This window comes from Pseudomonas sp. AU11447, from assembly GCF_001672555.2.
GTDB lineage: Bacteria > Pseudomonadota > Gammaproteobacteria > Pseudomonadales > Pseudomonadaceae > Pseudomonas > Pseudomonas nitroreducens.
The window spans coordinates 1-17,398 of record NZ_LZDG02000019.1 but is presented as its reverse complement, the minus strand read 5'-3'; the positions used below and the strand labels follow the sequence as shown (position 1 = coordinate 17,398).

Here is a 17,398-nt window from a genome sequence, read left to right as displayed (position 1 = left end):
CCCCCGCATAAGCTATTGCTACTCAAGCACTAGCAGATGCCTCGCCACAGCTCATCAGACTCGACAACAGCTATGAATCGGCCAGCAGTAAATCCGTCAGGGAACAATGAACACCGACCTTGCTCGTCATCAAACTGATCCACCGGCCGGAGGAGTTGCTTCTCGTCCCGCAGAACTACCTCCAGTGCCTCACGAGATAGCACCCTGAACCCATCGACTGATTGCCCATCGAGCTCAATAGAAGTATCGACTATCCAAGCCCGCAGATCAGTCTCAGTGCACTGGCCGCTGTAGCCCAACCTGAAGCGCAAATCTTGATCAGCCACCAACGCCCTTGCTACCGCGGTACGCTTGCGTCGCAGCTGCCAAGCGGCCTTACGCAAAGTACTAGTGCGATGCAACCAGACCTCATGAGTGGTCGAGCGGATATACCCAGACTTGACCTCCATAAGCAGCAGAACACCATCCCGCTGACAGATCAAATCCACCTCGCCGGCATCGCCCTCTTCTGCAATAGGCGGCTGATATCCCACTTCAACGGCAAAGCCCCGTTGCCGAAGGCTCTCGGCTAGCGTCAGCTCCACACGCCGGGTTTCTACCTGTGCATCGGCTCTGCGGGCATTCACGCGGCGCAGGTTATTGATCGCTGCCGTCAGGTTGTTTTGTTGCGCGCCGACCCAGGGAAACTGAAAGCTGTAGCGGCCAACTTTGTAGAAGGGTTGTTCGTACAAGCGCGGTGTAGGCATACCCGGCTGCTGCTTCAGTTGCTGAGATAGCGCCTTGAGATCACTGGTCCAGAACTTGAGAATTGCCTTGGCTGAATCGGTGCTGCCTAGCGGATGCTCCTCGCTGACCGTCCAGCCTTTGATCCTGCGGATCTTTTCGCCCTCTTCAGACCAAGCCATGGGGAACCTGTTCTCCCCTGACAGCAGGCCATCCATAGCCAAACGGCCAAGGGCATGCGCAAGCACGCCCGACTCGCGAAGGTAGTCCTGGAATGGCTGGATGAACTGGCTCTGAAAGAAAACCGAAGTCAGCTCGCTCGCCAGCAACACGTGGTGAAGCGGGACCTGAGTGCCATCCTCGAGCGAGAGCCAATCACCCAGGCCGTATATCTGCTGCAATTGCAGCTCGCTGCGACACGCCTTGATATAGGCCAACTGATTCAGTTCATGGTTCTCAGGCGAACCGATGATTTGCCCAGCCATGCCGGAGCCAACGAATGCCTGCACCACGCGGTTCATCCAGTAGTGCCAAAGCAGGTCGCTCTTACGCCCGGTTCGCCGCCACCGCACAGCTCCCGCCTCCGACTGGTTATAGATAACCGACTCGCCAGGTTTTAGCTGGTAACGGCATTCAGGATCGAAGCAAAACCAGTCAATCGAACCTTCGTAGTCGATCCGCTCTTGGGTGGAAGCAATCAGAACGGCTAACCATTCGAGATTTTCACGACATCTGGCTGCATCAGTTGTGGGCGATGCAGGGAAAATGATCGGTGACAGATGACGCTTCAGCGACTGCCCGAGCCGTGTCTCGTTCAGGCGAAAATCCTCTTCCGAACAAACCCGGAGCTTCCTCAAGATAATGCTGTTGTATACCGCCCACTGCTGACCGGAACGGTCATCGGCAGCATCGTCGGAAAATGCCTGATAAGCCAGCACGCTGAGGTAGGAAAAAAACTCCAGCAGGGATAAGTGCTCAAGCTGTTTCTCAGCATTGGCAATTAGCTCATCAAAGGGTTTGAGCTGATCAAGCAAACGGTCGCAAACACCGAAGAATACTTGCCACTCTTCCCCAGCGAGCCCCGCACGAAGCGCTAGCCAGAGCGGCGAAGCAGTACGCTCAAACAGTTTCGAGTAGCGAATCGCCCATCTGAGGGTGTCTGGGGCAAGGCTTGCCAACCTCACCAACTGCTCGACACTGATTGCAGTGTCGAAGTGCAGCACTCGACTGAGGGCAAGGCTTGCCAGTTCGGATCGAGCAACCGCATCCGTATCAAGCCAAAAACCAGCTGACGCCAAGCCTGTCGCGCGATCAATCGCAGAGAGATCTTTACCTGCAGGCCGTTGATCCAGGAAATGATGCAGGCATTCGTCAAGAGCACGCCCCGCGTCGACTTCAGGCTGATTCCTTTCATAAACCGACTGGTAATGCTGCCGGCATCGTTTCCCTCTCTCAGTCATCCCACTGCACTCGCACCAGCTTCAGATTCCTGGCCAGAGCCTAAACCACCGACCGACCAGGACTCCAGGAGAAAACAATGCCTCTCAAGTGACTAGGCGCGGACTGCATGTTGCGGAACTAGCCGAGCGTTTGGGAGTGTCGGTGCATAGCCTTTACAGCCGAATCTCACGAATGGGAGATAGCCAGTTCAAACTGCCAGGCAATACAGCTCGTCAACTCAGCCCTTTGGCCACTCGCCATCATCCGTCCAAGCCAGATAGGATGGAGCTATGCAAGGAAGCGCGCGCCGGGGGTAGGCCCGTCACGAGAGTCTTCCGTCGCCAGGCCTTTCGCCAGGTTTGGACAAGGAGATCGAAATGAGTGATGAGGTTGTTGAGCAGCCAGGTAACGAGCTGCCCCAGGATCCGCACGCCACCGTTGGGGCTATCGAACCGGAGACGATAAAGACTGTCCGTATTCACTCTACACTGGTCGTCAAGCTCAACCTGGCTGACTTCCAGAACTCGGTACCGGTGATTCGAGAGCTACGCCTGATCAACGACAGTGATCAGAAGTACAGCAGACTAGAACTTCAGCTCCTTTCCGATCCGCTCGTATTCAAGCCCAAGACCTGGCATATCGACGCGCTGGGCCCTGGCACATTCCTCCCCATACCAGGGCTCGACCTGCAGATCGATGGTGCCCTGCTGGCTCGACTTACCGAAGCTGAGAGTGCAGCCGTCACCTTTGTTCTGACGTCCCTGGGCAATGGTGACGAAGAGCGCCAAGAGCTCGCCCGTCTTGAGCTCCCCCTGGAGCTGTTGCCGCGTAATCAATGGGGCGGTTTATCGCATCTCCCCGACATGACCGCGGCGTTCGTCCAGCCTAACGACCTCGCCGTGGAGCGGCTGCTGAAGAAGGCCGCAGAGTTGCTGCGCGACCAAGGCAAAAACCCGGCACTGAACGGCTACTCCGGCGGCTCGGCGCACGCCTGGGAGATTGCATCGGCGATCTGGGCCGCGGTCGCGTCCCTCAAACTGGATTACGCCCTCCCCCCAGCCAGTTTCGAGCAGTTCGGCCAAAAAGTGCGCAGCCCAAGCCACATCCTCGAGAGTGGCCTGGCGACGTGCTTCGACTTGTCATTGCTGTTCTGTGCAGCGCTAGAGCAAGCAGGTCTGAACCCGCTGCTGATCTTCACTCGCGGCCATGCGTTCTCGGGCTTCTGGCTCAAAGCCGAGGAGTTCTCGAACAGCACCGTCGACGACATCACCGCGCTGCGCAAACGCATGAGGCTCAACGAGCTGAAGCTGTTTGAAACCACACTGATCACCCAACCCAACATCCCGTCGCTGCCCTACGCCATAGAGCGTGGTGCCCAACATCTGGCGGAGGGGCAGGAGCAGGAATTTGAACTCGCCCTGGACATCCGGCGTGCCCGTCTGCAGCGAATCAAACCACTGGCCAGCGCAGAGGCAGCTCCTGCTCTGGGCACCGCCAGTAGCGAGCAGTGCTTGGTTGATCAGGAACTGCTCATCGACGAGCCACCCGAGCTGCCTGACGAAGCCCCGGTAGAAGTTGATGTCGCCTCGCTAGATCCCAAAGATCGTCTGGCCCGTTGGCAACGCAAGCTGCTTGATCTGTCCTTGCGCAACAACCTGTTGAACTTCAAGGCGGGCAAGAAAGCCGTTCGCCTAGAGGCACCAGATGCCGCCGCGCTTGAGGACATCCTCGCCAGCGGACAGAACCTGAAGCTGCAGACACGCCCCGACCTGATGGATGGCGCAGATCCGCGCGACCAGGCCTTACACGAAGAAAGGGAACGCGAAGACCTTCGACGTCAGCATGCTTTGGATGCATTGAAGCGCAATGAAGTGTTCGTGGGCCTGCCGGTCGCTGAGCTCGATGCCCGACTGACCGAACTCTATCGGGGAGCACGGACGAACCTTCAGGAGGGTGGCTCTAACACCTTGTTCCTGGCGCTGGGCTTCTTGACCTGGACACGTGAGGACAGAGCAAGCCAGCGCTATCGAGCGCCGCTGATACTGGTACCTGTGACGCTCGAGCGAAAGAGCGCTCGGGCGGGCTTCACCCTCGTGATTCACGACGATGAGCCGCGCTTCAACCCGACCCTGCAGGAAATGCTCCGTCAGGACTTTGAACTGAGTCTGGGCATCGGAGAAGGCGCGCTACCGAAAGACGACTCAGGTCTCGATGTCGCGTTGATCTGGAGAACGGTTGCGCACGCGATCAAGGACATCAAGGGCTGGGAAGTCAGCGAAGATGTCGTCCTGTCGATGTTCTCGTTCGCCAAATACCTGATGTGGAAAGACCTCTCGGAGCGCTCTGATGCGCTGCGCCAGAGCCCCGTGGTCAAGCACCTGCTGGATACCCCACGCGATGCGTTCAACGGCGGCAATAGCGGTAGCAGTGCATTCCCGGAAGAGCGGAAGCTGGACGCGCAGTACAGCCCACAGCAGGTCTTCTGCCCTCTGCCCTCGGACTCGTCACAACTCTCCGCGGTGCTGTCGGCCGCACAGGGGCGCGATTTCGTTCTGATCGGGCCACCCGGCACCGGCAAAAGTCAGACGATCGTGAACATGATTGCTCAGTTCATTGCGCAGCAAAAACGCGTGCTTTTCGTCTCCGAAAAAATCGCCGCGCTCGATGTTGTGTACCGGCGCCTACGCGAGGTAGGTCTGGGTGAGTTTTGCCTTGAAGTTCACTCGAGCAAGTCGAAGAAAACCGAAGTCCTTGCCCAGCTGCACTCCGCCTGGGAGGCCCGCGGCACCGCTGACGCAGACACATGGCAGGTCGAGGCGCAACGCCTGCAAGGGCATCGTGATGTGCTGAACCAGTATGTCGAGAGACTGCACGAGCGCTACCCCAATGGGTACACGATCTATGATGCCATCGGCATCGTCAGCACCAACCAGGATGTCGCTCCGATTAACCTCGTGTGGACATCGCACACGCAGCACCAGTCCGCGGATCTACTCGCTAAGCGGGAGATCGCCGATCGCCTGGAAGTAAATGCTCAGGCGGTCGGTTTCTGTACGCTGAACCAACACCCACTGCACCTGATTAGTAACAACGATTGGTCTCCAACCTGGCAGTACCAGGTGATAGAAGCGGCACGTGAGCTAGGCCCTGCCATTCATGCCGTGCAAAAGACCAGTGAGCGCTACATCCAGATGTCCGGTCTGCCCTCGCTGCCAGCCAATACCAGGACGCTCAAAGGTCTGGCCGCGTTGGCGAAGATCCTTCCCGCCGCCGCAGGACAGAACTGGAGCTTCGTGCTCCGTCCCGATGCCCGTGCAATCGGGCAACGTCTGGATGCAGGCCTGAAACTCATCGAGCAACACCGCACGCTCAACCAGACGCTCCCCGCATTCTGGACATCCAGTACGCTGGAGGAGTGCCAACGCGGACTGGGACTGCTGGCCCGGCATGCGGAGCTCAGATCTGGTCTGCCCCAACCCTGGCCAGTAGCGAGCATGATTCTGCTCAACCAGGGCCTGGAGACCCTTGCAGAGGTTGCACGAGTCACGCAGACGCTGTCCGTGGGTTACTCCGATGCCATTGAGGCACTGGATGTCCGTGCTCTGCTGCTGGAGTGGGATCAAGCCGGCAAATCGATGTGGCCGAAATCCTGGCTTGTCCAACGCAGAATCCGCGGGCAAGTGGTTAGCACTCAATCGACGCCGGCGCCGACGACCATTGCGGAAGATCTTCAGCGCTGGATCACCATTCGTGAACTCCGCGCTCGCCTCGACGCCATTGATCCAGGGCCCTCTTCCAGCGCTGTATGGAAGGGTCACAACACTGATCCAGCCCTTCTGTCGGTGGTCATGCGCCTGCAGGCTTCGCTCGCTGCGTGCGTTGAAGGCCGTGCTTGGTCAGACGACGGCTTCGAGCTCATCAGTCAGGGGCAGGCGGGCCTCGCACTGAAGGAAACGCTAGAGCGAATGCGAGACGTCCGGGCGCTCGAGGGTGAGATTTCCACACTCAATCCACTCCCCCCCGCGACAGGATCGCTTTGGGCCGGACTGCAGACCCAAACCAAAGCGCTCAACGCTGCGCTGGCCTTCCAACGCGCAAGACGGTCTATCCAGCAGGAAGGACGCCTGGAGGACGAGCATGAGCGCGTCGCTAGCGGCGCCTGTGGAGAGTCGCTCCAGGGCGAGCTGAAAATGCTCCAGCAACGAGAAGCCATCGAACGAGAGCTGAGCGACCTGACAGACCTGCGAGAACTGACCTCCGGTCTGTGGCTGGGGCTGCATACGAAGGAAGACACGGTCTCCCGCGTACTCAAGTTCCACGCTCACCTCACCGGCGCCATCTCTGCCCTGGTTCAAACACCAGAGCATGTCGAGGGGATCAAATCAGCACTGGGGCGCTTGCTGGGTGATGCCAATACCCTGCTCGAGCCCGAGGGTCAGTTGGCCCAGGCCGGCGGGCAGTTGCTGGAGTCGCTTGATAAGTATGTCGCGCATACGCAGAAGCTCGTCGACGCCGGGCATGTCTTGGCAGAGGATGCCGCCGATTTCACAGAACAGGAACTGAGTCAGCAGCGCGTGCAGTGCGAGCAAATCGTCCAATCCGGCAACGGCCTGCACGCCTGGTGCGCCTGGAAGAAAGCATGCGATGAAGCATCCGCTCTCGGCCTGCTTCCGCTGGTAGATGCCCTGAAAGCAGGGCATGTTCCGCAAGGCTCCGTGCGCAAGGCATTCGAAACGAACTATGCCCGTTGGTGGTTGAATACTGCCGTTGATCACGAGCCTGTCATTCGCACATTCGTGAGCGTCGAACACGAGCAGCGCATTCGAGACTTCCGTGCGCTGGACGACCGCTTCACCGCGCTGACCCGTGATTTGCTTCGCGCACGCCTGTGTGCTGAGCTACCCACTCAGGACTCGGTGAGTAAGAACTCGGAATGGGGCGTCCTTCGGCACGAGATCACGAAGAAAACGCGCCACCTTCCCCTGCGCGAGCTGATGTCGAAAATCCCCGACGCCCTCACCAAGCTGACGCCGTGCTTGCTGATGAGTCCGCTCTCCATCGCCCAGTACCTGGCAGCGAACTCCAGCGTCTTTGATGTGGTGATCTTCGACGAAGCCTCACAGATTCCGGTATGGGATGCGATCGGCGCCATCGCTCGTGGTAAGCAGGTGGTGATGGTTGGAGACCCCAAACAGCTTCCCCCGACCTCCTTCTTCGATCGTGCCGAATCCACCCAGGATGACGTTGATGTTGAGGCCGACCTCGAAAGCATTTTGGATGAATGCATCAGTGCCAACCTGCCAATCCGCAACCTGAACTGGCACTACCGTAGTCGGCATGAAAGCCTGATTGCGTTCTCGAACCAGCGCTACTACGAGTCCAAGCTGGTGACCTTCCCCTCCCCTGTTACGAATGATCGTGCCGTCAGCCTGCACGTCGTCAACGGGGTGTACGAAAAAGGCTCTGCCCGCACCAACCCGGCAGAAGCCAAGGCATTGGTCGCTGACCTGATCGGCCGGCTACGCAGCCCTGGATTCAGAGAGAGCAAGCTGACCATCGGCGTCGTGACATTCAACGGCGAACAGCAAAAGCTGATCGAGGATCTGCTCGACACCGAACGCCGAAAAGACCCCACGTTGGAAAGCTACTTCTCTGAGAGTGAGCTTGAACCCGTATTCGTGAAAAACCTGGAAAGTGTTCAGGGTGACGAGCGCGACATTATGTACTTCTCGATCACCTACGGCCCCGATGCTGCAGGCAACGTTGCCATGAACTTCGGCCCGCTCAATCGCACGGGAGGTGAGCGTCGGCTCAACGTCGCCGTCACCCGGGCTCGCCATGAACTTCGCGTCTTCAGCACCCTGCGAGCCGAAAAGATCGACCTGGCACGCACACAGGCCTTGGGCGTCCGCGATCTCAAGCACTTCCTCGAATTTGCCGACCGCGGTGCTCGCGCACTTGCAGGAGCCGATACCGGGAGCCTGGGCGGATACGACAGCCCCTTTGAGGAAGCCGTTGCGAACGCGCTTCGTCGCAAGGGCTGGCAGGTCGTCACCCAAGTCGGCGTGTCGTCGTTCCGAATCGACCTGGCGGTTGTCGATCCCGATGCGCCTGGGCGCTACCTCGCCGGCGTCGAGTGCGATGGGGCGACCTACCACCGCAGCGCAACAGCTCGTGACCGGGACAAGCTGCGCGAGCAAGTACTCCGAGGTCTAGGCTGGGAGATTCTACGCATCTGGTCGACCGACTGGTGGATCGACGCCCCGGGCACTGCACAGAAAACCCATGAGCACCTTGAGGCCCTGTTGGTTGAAAGCCGCCAGCAACGTGCCGCCCGTGAAGCCGAGGAGCAATTGGTCGCGAATGCCGCGCAGTACCAAGCTTCGCTGAACGACAACGTTATAGAGCTCCCTCTCGACCGCCCCCAGCTCAAAACGCCCGATGAGTCTGAGGAACTCGACGCCGAGACCGAGGCGATCGAAATACCGAGCGTGCGCTACGCCGATACGCAGGCAGACGCCAACCGCACCTCGACTACCTTCCCTTACTACCGAGGGAGCGACCCGCTGAGCGCCGTGGAAGGCGTGGATCCGGATGCATTCTTCGATGCGCGCTATGACACTGTCCTGGCGATGATGATCAAACATGTGATCGACGAGGAAGGCCCCGTCCTCGATACCTCGCTCGCCCGCCGAATCGCCCGGGCACATGGCTGGACTCGTACTGGCGCACGCATTCGTGATCGTGTCGTCAGCGTGGCCGATCGCGTACACCGCAAGGTTGAAGAGGACGCTGGGCACTTCTATTGGCCCAGCCGCTTACCAAACTGCGAAGCCGTGGTGTATCGCCGACCGGCAGACGCCGATAACACTCGGCCCGTCGATGAGATCTGCAGCTTGGAGCTCCTTGCCTTGGCACGTGCATTGGCAGACCAAAGCCTCGTCGGCGAAGGCTTGCTCTACGCCATGGCACGAGAGCTCGGACTGAGCAAAGTCTCGGCATCAACCCGAACCAGGATCCAAGGAGCGATCGACCAGCTGTTCTCCTGAGCAGTTGGTCGATCACTTGGGCACAGCGTTAGCTGCGCAAGAAGACCGTACGATCGAGGGATGCCCCCACTGCCAGGGGGCAGTTTCAAAGCCCGGAGGGAACATGGGATTGTCTGTGCGTAAGTCAGTGAGAGTGGGCCCGTTCAGGTTCAACCTCTCGAAGTCTGGAATTGGTGTTTCCGCCGGCATCAAAGGCCTCCGGGTTGGAACCGGACCCAGGGGCAACTACATCCACATGGGACGCGGAGGCTTTTACTACCGCCAAACCCTTCCATCCAATAGCTCGGCCCCTGCCATTGCACCACCCAAGCCGGTGAGAGCGCCCACCCCAGTAGTCGACATCCCATCGCACACGCACGAGCCCCTCAAGGAAATCGATAGTGGCGAAATTGGCTTGATGGTGGACTCCTCATCGCAAGCCCTCGTCGACGAGCTGAATACCAAGCGAAAGCGCTTGCGCCTTTGGCCCTTCGTCGCCGCACTCACCATCGGCGCGTTTGTCCTCTCGGCGAAGCAGCTGCCCCCCTGGGCACTGCTTACCCTACTCATCGTTGGCGGCCTGCTGATGGCCGTAACGTACTACTGGGATCTGCTGAGAAAAACGACGGTCATGCTCTACGACATCGAGTCGGAATTCGCCGGTGTCGTCGAGCAATTGCATACTGCCTTCGACGGCGTTCGAAGCTGTCGCGCGACCTGGCATCTTCAGGCGCAAGGGAAGGTGCTTGATCGCAAGTACCACGCCGGCGCCAGTCACCTGGTGACCAGAAGCTCGATCGCACTCGGACTGCAAAACCCACCCTTCGTCAAAACCAACGTTGCCACCCCCAGCATCCCCGTGGGCCGCCAGACCCTCTATTTCTTCCCGGACAAGGTGCTCGTGTTCGAAGCCAACGGGGTCGGCGCGGTGTCCTATGAAAACCTGCGAATCGACATCTCTACGACGAACTTCATCGAAGACGGCGCCGTCCCGAAAGACGCCGAGATCGTCAGCAGAACCTGGAAGTTTGTGAACAAAAAAGGTGGCCCAGACAGGCGCTTCAAGAACAACCGAGAACTGCCTGTCGTGCGCTATGAGGAGGTTCAGTTTTCGAGCAACACAGGCTTGCTCGAGCGCATCCAGATCTCCTGCGTAGGACGCACATCCAGCTTGGCCCAAGCAATCGGCAGCATCAGCAGAGCAAAAGGCGAGCGCCAGTAGCCATTGCGTAGTTGCTACCACGTCTGCAGCGACGAGACGAAGGAGCGGGAGTAGCCACTCAGCGTGCCGATTGAGCGCCGCTGAAAGGACTTGGCCACGACCGGCCAGCGTTTTCTCGCAGACCACGCGGCAGTTCGCACTCTGGCGGATAGAATGGGCTTCCTCGTTTCAAATTGGAAAGTGGGCGATGTCGGAGCGGACGTACACGAAGGAACAATTGCAGGTCATCGAGCACGCAGGTGCCCATGCAATTGTGGCGGCAGTGGCAGGCTCGGGAAAAACCGAGACGCTGATTGGCCGCGTCCGGCATCTTCTGCGCGACATCAGCCCAGCCCATATCGCCGTCGTCATGTTCAACAGGGACGCCGCCCTATCGTTCCGGCGGCGTTTCGAGCAGGCAGTCCAAGGTACTGCGCCTGAAATCAGGACGTTCAACTCGATGGGCAACAAGATCGTCAATCGACTTGTCCAGAACGGGCTGCTTCCAGAAGCCAGGATAGAACCCAAGGATCATCTGCGGACGAAGATTGCCAAGGACGCTTTCACCCGGGTGTTTAAAGCGATCAACGGCAGCAACGTCACGCCGGACAAGGAGTTGATCGATGGATTCATCGCCTTCTTGCTGCTGGTCAAGTCGAGCACGCACAGCCCCGAGGAGGTGTTCGAAACACGCCAGTACGGGCCGATAACCCAAGGGTACGTCGAGGCATTTCGTCTCTATGAAGAGCACCGGGCGCAGCTGAAGGTCAGGTTTTTTGAAGATCAGCTGTACGACCCCGTCAAGCTGATGCTGAGGCAACCCGCGACACAGCGATACGTTCAGAACCGGGTTGACCACCTCATCGTCGATGAAGCCCAGGACATGAACGGCATCCAGATCGCTCTGCTGAAAATCCTCGCCGGCGACCGGGCCAAGGTCATGCTCGTCGGGGATGAAGACCAGGCCATCTATGATTGGCGTGGTGCCGAACCCGACTACCTCATCCGGGGCTTTGAACAAGACTTTCCAGAGGCCACCCGATACACCCTGCCGCACACGTTCCGCTTTGGCCACATGCTTTCGATCGCGGCCAGCCAGGTAATCAGCTGCAACACCAATCGCAACCCCAAGATCAGCATCTCTGCCGAGGGCACACCGCGCACGCGTATCCACTGCCTGCCGCTGGCCCTCGGGCTGGCTGACCTGGGAGAACACGTAGCAGAGCGGCTCACCTCCGGGGTGAAGCTCCAGGACATCGCGGTGCTGGTGAGGACCTACGACCTGAGCGTTACCTTGGAGCTGGATCTGCACCAACGCAGCATCCCCTATCACGTCTATGGCCGGCCGCCGCTGATGCGTATTCCCGAGATCAGCGCGCTGCTCGGCGTTCTCCAACTGGCTAGCGGACGGTGGAAAAACCTGGAGGCCGACCAGCTTCGATACGTCATCAAGAGCTTGCTGCACCGCCCTACTCTCTATCTGGACAAAGCTGCAATAAGCCGTGTTGTAGAGCTCGTCGTACGTCAGCCAGAACGCCTTGTTGAAGCCATCCGTTCGACCATTACACTGCAAACCAAAGACTTTCAAGCCAACCAAATCCGTGACCGTGCGGACTTACTCGAGATCCTGGCGACCGCCACCGATCCGCAGGAGAAGGTGCTTACCGTCCTGGATCGCTATCTGCTGGCAACGGAGTTCGAACGCAATATCGAAAAGCAGTCCCCCACCGCGGATCAGGCGGCTGCCGTCATGGCGAACGTCCAGGCCTTCCGGCTCATTGCCAGCCGGCATGAAGGCAGCATCGATGCGTTTCTGGATAGCATCGACCCGCTCATCGACTCATCGGCCATGGAGCCCCCCACAACGCCACACGTGTGGATCAGTTCCATTCATCGAGCGAAAGGGGCACAGTGGTCGAGGGTCTTCGTACCTGGAGTCGTGAGAAGCGGCTTTCCCAGGGACGACCTAAGCGCCGATGAAATCGAGGCAGAGCGCCGGCTGTTCTACGTGGCCATCACGCGCGCCGTCGATGAGGTTTTCATTGCTCACCCCAACGACCTGGAGTTTCAGCGCAGCCTGGAGCGCCCGGATATCACTGAAGCGCATCCGCAAGCGAGCTCCGTATCTCGCTTTCTTTGGGAGATGGATATTGCCCTGGCTCGGCATGCAGGAGCCGCTGTCGAAGAAGAACGCTTCGCGGCCCTTGGAGAGGTAGACCGCCCTGAGATCGCGAATACCTATTTCGCGACCTTCCCCTTCTCTAAAGACTGGCGCTATGCAAAGCGCCCACAGCCGTCCTCACCCGCGTCCGTGGGAGCAAACCACGACATCTTCGGCGCGGCAAAAGGAACGCGGGTAATTCATGCCATCTTCGGGAGTGGAACTATCGACAGATGGATCGACGATCGCGTTCTGCGAGTCGTTTTTGACGATGGGGATACGCGTCTACTGGTGGCCAGCATGGCACCGATGGAGATAGCGTCGGCATAAAGGCGGTACTCTAGGTCAGTAAGGGCGTCACTCGACAGCCATGTACAAGCCAAAGGGCATCACATTGCGCGGAGTTCTATCCCATTTCCACGGGCAGTGTGAAAAGGGCTGAAAACTTCGAATCTTGCCGGGCGACTCATGGGTTAGGGCTTAGTAACCGCGAAGGATGCGACCAACCCGGAACGCCCTTGCCCCCACTGGCTTCACCCGCAACGATTGGCCATCCTCTATCAGGTAGAGGCAAGCCTTGATCACATTGCGCCTACCAACTGCGTCCTTACGGCTGAACATCCCTACCCCACGATCATCCTCATACTTTTCTTTCTCGTGGTTGCAGCTGTGGAAGTACCCCCAGCCTTCGGTGATCCGCTCCCAGAGCGCACCAATGGCTTCAGCCTTGAAGATGTCCTTGAACACCTCCCGGCCATCGAAGAAGAACGCCGCATGGATGTGGTAACCCATGTCCTCCCCCTGCTCCACTGCGCAGATGTAGCCTGTCTCATGTTGGAAGATCGGATCGTGCTCCCTCGCCCGGATCAGCCTATCCAGATCCTCGAAGACGTCTTCTACCTTCAGGCGACTGCGTACAGACTCCCGGTAGTACAGATTCACCCTCACCACCACAGTGCGTGAACGGCTATCCAGCACCCGCTCCACGTATTCAGTCACCGTCTGCCGATTCCCCTTCTCCCGATAAGCACGGTCATTCCTCCCACGCTTGAACCACTTGGTCTGTACGTGCTCCCGGATCCTCTCCACAAGCCAGTTGTAGGTCTGGGCCTCTGATAGGAGCCCTCCCTCGCTCTCGTCCATGCACGTCATCCCGAACATCCCGAACTCGATGCCAATGTCGTAGCAAGCCTCCTTGAATGCGAGCAGGTGCTCACTCAAGGCGTACGTCTCGTCATGCACCAGGTGGTACATCTGTCGAATGTGATCGAAGTACCGAGAGAGCCTGGTCCTCTCGATGACCTCATCCCCTTGTGCGTCGTAGCTGATCCTGAATGCAGGACAGTCGTGACGGATCACTGCGTTCACGAGTCGTTCGATCTGGATAGCGATGTCGGATTGGGAGAGATGTTTGGCTGTTTGATTGGTCATGGTGCGTACCTGGTTGGTTTAAGGCATACCAAGTACGGAGTGGGAATTTTTAAACTGGAGAGATGGGTAGCTAGGTTCCTGAGGTAGCTAGCCGTGGGTGGAGAGGGGTGAGTGGATTAGAGGTAGGTTATTGGAGATGGTTAGCGATGGAATGGGTGAATGGATTAGATAGGTTGCTAGAGATAGTTAGTAGCTATATCAATAAACCACACCGCCCTGCTCGCCAAACAACAAGCGCCATCGAGCATCCAGACGAAGAGCACCAAGGGCAGCCGGGGAAAATCACAGAGCAGGCAACTGGGAGTTATCTGAGAAAGAGCACTAACCTAAGCAGACGGCAGAGCTACCCGATGACCAGGGAGTCCCTGGCCATCGGGTAGCTCTATCGCCATTAATGCTTACCTACAGCCTGGAGTTTCTCATCACGCTCAGCGATCCGCTCAAGGATCCACTCGTGCACTTCGCTCTCCAGCCAGCGAACGCAACGCTCCCCCACAGATAACGGAAGCGGGAACGTGCCGAGAGCGATGTACTTATAGATAGTCGAGCGAGCAAGACTGGTGAGGTCCATGACCTCTTTCAAACTGATGATCCTCATGGACATGGATGTTGCTCCTGTATTGGTCCAGAGGATGGGCAACGCTCATAAAATTTAACCGGTAGTACTCTCCATCTCAAAAGAGACCAAGCCATGCTTGGAAAGCTGCTCTCGAGAAAGGCCAAACTCTTTCGTCCAGATCTCGACGTGCCCCTTGGTGCCGCTTAAAGAAACTATACATTCAGGACCTTCTCCCTTGGGCTCTTGAGCAAAAACCAAGGTCATCGAATCATCCGTGTCTCTATTTTTGGCAGGGAACGCAAGCACCCTCCGCCCTACCAAGCTCGCAAAAGCGCTATCCCCCGCTATTCGATTCTTAACCCGCGAAGCCAAATGGAAAGCCCACCAGCACATTTCAGCAACCATGACCTCAAGCGAGGAATCATCTTTACCCGACGCGTGGAGGCTTTCAGTCATGATTTTCTCTAGACCATCAATTTGGGGGAGACGGACGGACTCACCCAAGACGCTCCAGTGATTCGAAAGAAGCAGGCTTACACCTTGATAGATCTTCCAGACAAGCATTTCATAAGTGCGGCCTAGGCCCTGAAACTCCCCTTGCACCCGCGCAAATCGCTCCGCAAAACCATGGCGGCTCTCCTCAGAGCGCATTGCCTCACCATAAAAAGCTACAACTGGGCTGCTGCAGCCCGCCGAAGCAAGCCCTGGATGGTTCAGGTTCAGGATATAGCTGCTGGTCACTTTCGTATCGGCATAGAGCGAGTCCGAGAGCCCCGCTATCTTTCGGCGAATGAAGCCAAGCTGTAGGAGTTCCTTCAGCCACCTGTCGACCTTCTCCTCGTCGTCCTCCCCCAATAACTGTCGGAGTTGAGCGAGCCCGAGGTTATCTACCAGTCCCAGTTCATTGGCATGAGCGAATAGCGTTGCGAGCAATAGGCGGAGTTGCGGCCTCAGAAGCTCATTCGATGATATCGGCGTCCGATTGGCCTCATAGTCACGATAGATCGCACCGCTGAAAAGGTGGCGCAGAACGGGCCCATGATGGGATGCCGAAGTGCTGAGGTCACCAAGTTTGCTGGCCAGCCCCCGGCCCACCTTTAGCCCGAGAGTGGGCCTCCCTCCAGTAGGAGCCTTGTGGCATTCAAGGCATTGGTGTTCAATCAACGCTTTGCGGGCCCTGGATACCGCCCCAGCGGTCACCTTCAAGGACGAAGCCAACTCACTCACTGGCATCTCCACCCAGCGTGTAGCGCCAAAGCGATAGATGAACGCAATGAGGAAGTACTTCGCCTCAGCCCCAACGCCAGCTATCGGCGCAGTCAGCAGCCTCTCGCCCATGCAATACCCCCCTTTTTTTAGATTTTACCCCCTATACCGCACTTGAACCTCAAAAATCCATAGCGTAACGTTACCGTAACGCAACAAAATGGACAGACGGCATGGCTAGAGAAATAGAATCATTCTCAGTATGGGCACCCAAAAACCTTCATGCGGAATCCGATATCGCCTGGGTACAAAACTACCTGCATGAAAAAGGAGAAATATCTCTCCATGGGCCTGTAGATTTAGATCGACTTATTAGAGCGGGAGTACAACTCGAGAAAAGCGACTCAGGAAGAAATGCCCTTAGACAGTTAAAGGCTGCCTATAGGACAAGGAAAAGCAGGAGTGCGGAGGAAAGATCAAGCGCTGGAGACATAAAACCTGCAGAGCAAAACCTTCCCTCTCAAAATAAGAATCACAAAGTCCTAATAAAATTAGCCAATGAAATACTAAAGTCCGAAGAATCACTTAAACAAAAATCAAAGACCCTAGAAAGCCAGAAAAAAGAATTAAAAGAGAGAGTATCAAAATCTCAAAAAATCACACAAAAAGCCCTCAATAAAATAGAGAAAATAGAACGAACGCTTAACACCCTTCGAGGAAAAGAACCCCACAAATCAGAAATAGAAAAAGTCATACTGAACAATGAAGAAATAAAAGAATTACTCGTAGACATACTAAATGCTCTAGATCCACGCCCTATCAAAAGTCGCCCTTTAAGAAAATCAGACATAACGAGACATGCAAACAGACAAAAACTAAAAACCAAAATTCCAGAAACCCCAGAAACTAAAAATAAAAACTCCAAAAGCATCCCAATAACAGTGCTTGAACTAATAGACAAAATAAATAAGCAAATCGCAGAGTAAAATCAAACAGAAACAAGATAAAAACAGCCGAGAAAATCATACATCACGCATATAAACACAATTTAAAAATCAAACAATCTCCAGCCTCAAATTCAAGTCAGCGGATCGACAGAGCTCAGGAAAAACCATCATGGACGAGCAATCTACAACCAACTTAAAGACCAGCCAACTATACAACACCTAGTACGCGCACCATTCGTCTGATGGTAAGACCGAGATCTTTTCTTAGCAGGCCCTTTGCTCTTTTCCTCGCGACCAACTGCCGCCATTGGAAATATTCTTTCACAGCTCTGCCACAGTTTCACATGCTTGTCTTGAAGATAGAGCCGATTACAGATCACAGGGTCTGCACAGCGACTGAACCTTCAAAAGCTTTGGTCGGCGCTATAAAGTTGAGACACAGAGCTGGCAGCTGAGATAGTCCACCGCTCGCGGGACCTGAATTCATAGAATAAGCGCAACGCTTGAAACGAGAGGCAGAGAGCCAGCCACCGGTAGAATCCAGGCTCTCACACCGAAGGATTCAAGCGCAGATGACTACGCATTACCGGCAGCTGACTCAGGGACAACGTTACCAGATTGAGGCTGGCTTGAGCGCCGCAGAGAGCCAGGCGAGCATTGCCAAGCGGGTCGGCGTGCATCCCTCGACGATCAGTCGCGAGG

The 17,398-nt window shown here is 56.9% G+C and carries 9 protein-coding genes; 5 read left to right on the top strand and 4 right to left on the bottom strand.

What is annotated here, in order from left to right:
* Positions 1 to 29: 29 nt before the first annotated feature.
* Positions 30 to 2,183 (bottom strand): hypothetical protein, encoded by a 2,154-nt coding sequence (locus tag A6723_RS04925; protein ID WP_023124041.1) that lies wholly within the window; start codon positions 2,181 to 2,183, stop codon positions 30 to 32.
* Positions 2,184 to 2,540: 357 nt separating this feature from the next.
* Between A6723_RS04925 and A6723_RS04920 the strand changes: the two genes are divergently transcribed.
* The 3 genes from A6723_RS04920 to A6723_RS04910 all read left to right on the top strand — a co-directional run bounded on the left by A6723_RS04920 (position 2,541) and on the right by A6723_RS04910 (position 12,883).
* The gene (locus A6723_RS04920) at positions 2,541 to 9,212 is read left to right on the top strand and encodes a DUF3320 domain-containing protein (protein ID WP_054906848.1); all 6,672 of its coding nucleotides are present in this window, start codon (positions 2,541 to 2,543) and stop codon (positions 9,210 to 9,212) included.
* Positions 9,213 to 9,315: 103 nt separating this feature from the next.
* Positions 9,316 to 10,413 (top strand): DUF4236 domain-containing protein, encoded by a 1,098-nt coding sequence (locus A6723_RS04915; RefSeq protein WP_023910318.1) that lies wholly within the window; start codon positions 9,316 to 9,318, stop codon positions 10,411 to 10,413.
* A gap of 187 nt (positions 10,414 to 10,600) precedes the next feature.
* Positions 10,601 to 12,883 (top strand): ATP-dependent helicase, encoded by a 2,283-nt coding sequence (locus tag A6723_RS04910; protein WP_031654671.1) that lies wholly within the window; start codon positions 10,601 to 10,603, stop codon positions 12,881 to 12,883.
* A 150-nt stretch (positions 12,884 to 13,033) separates the two neighbouring features.
* Here the strand turns inward: A6723_RS04910 and A6723_RS04905 are convergent, their stop codons facing one another.
* The 3 genes from A6723_RS04905 to A6723_RS04895 form a co-directional block, all read right to left on the bottom strand.
* Positions 13,034 to 13,984, bottom strand: a complete 951-nt coding sequence (locus tag A6723_RS04905; protein WP_023124037.1) for an inovirus-type Gp2 protein — start codon at positions 13,982 to 13,984, stop codon at positions 13,034 to 13,036.
* Positions 13,985 to 14,375: 391 nt separating this feature from the next.
* Positions 14,376 to 14,582, bottom strand: a complete 207-nt coding sequence (locus A6723_RS04900; RefSeq protein WP_024128445.1) for an AlpA family transcriptional regulator — start codon at positions 14,580 to 14,582, stop codon at positions 14,376 to 14,378.
* A gap of 54 nt (positions 14,583 to 14,636) precedes the next feature.
* Complete coding sequence (locus tag A6723_RS04895) at positions 14,637 to 15,881, bottom strand: hypothetical protein (protein WP_023124036.1); 1,245 nt, start codon at positions 15,879 to 15,881, stop codon at positions 14,637 to 14,639.
* Between the two features lie 101 nt (positions 15,882 to 15,982).
* Between A6723_RS04895 and A6723_RS31630 the strand changes: the two genes are divergently transcribed.
* On the top strand, positions 15,983 to 16,735 hold the full coding sequence (locus A6723_RS31630; protein ID WP_023124035.1) for a hypothetical protein: 753 nt from the start codon (positions 15,983 to 15,985) through the stop codon (positions 16,733 to 16,735).
* Positions 16,736 to 17,268: 533 nt separating this feature from the next.
* The coding region (locus A6723_RS31100; protein WP_139092902.1) for a helix-turn-helix domain-containing protein at positions 17,269 to 17,398 on the top strand (130 nt) is incomplete at its 3' end.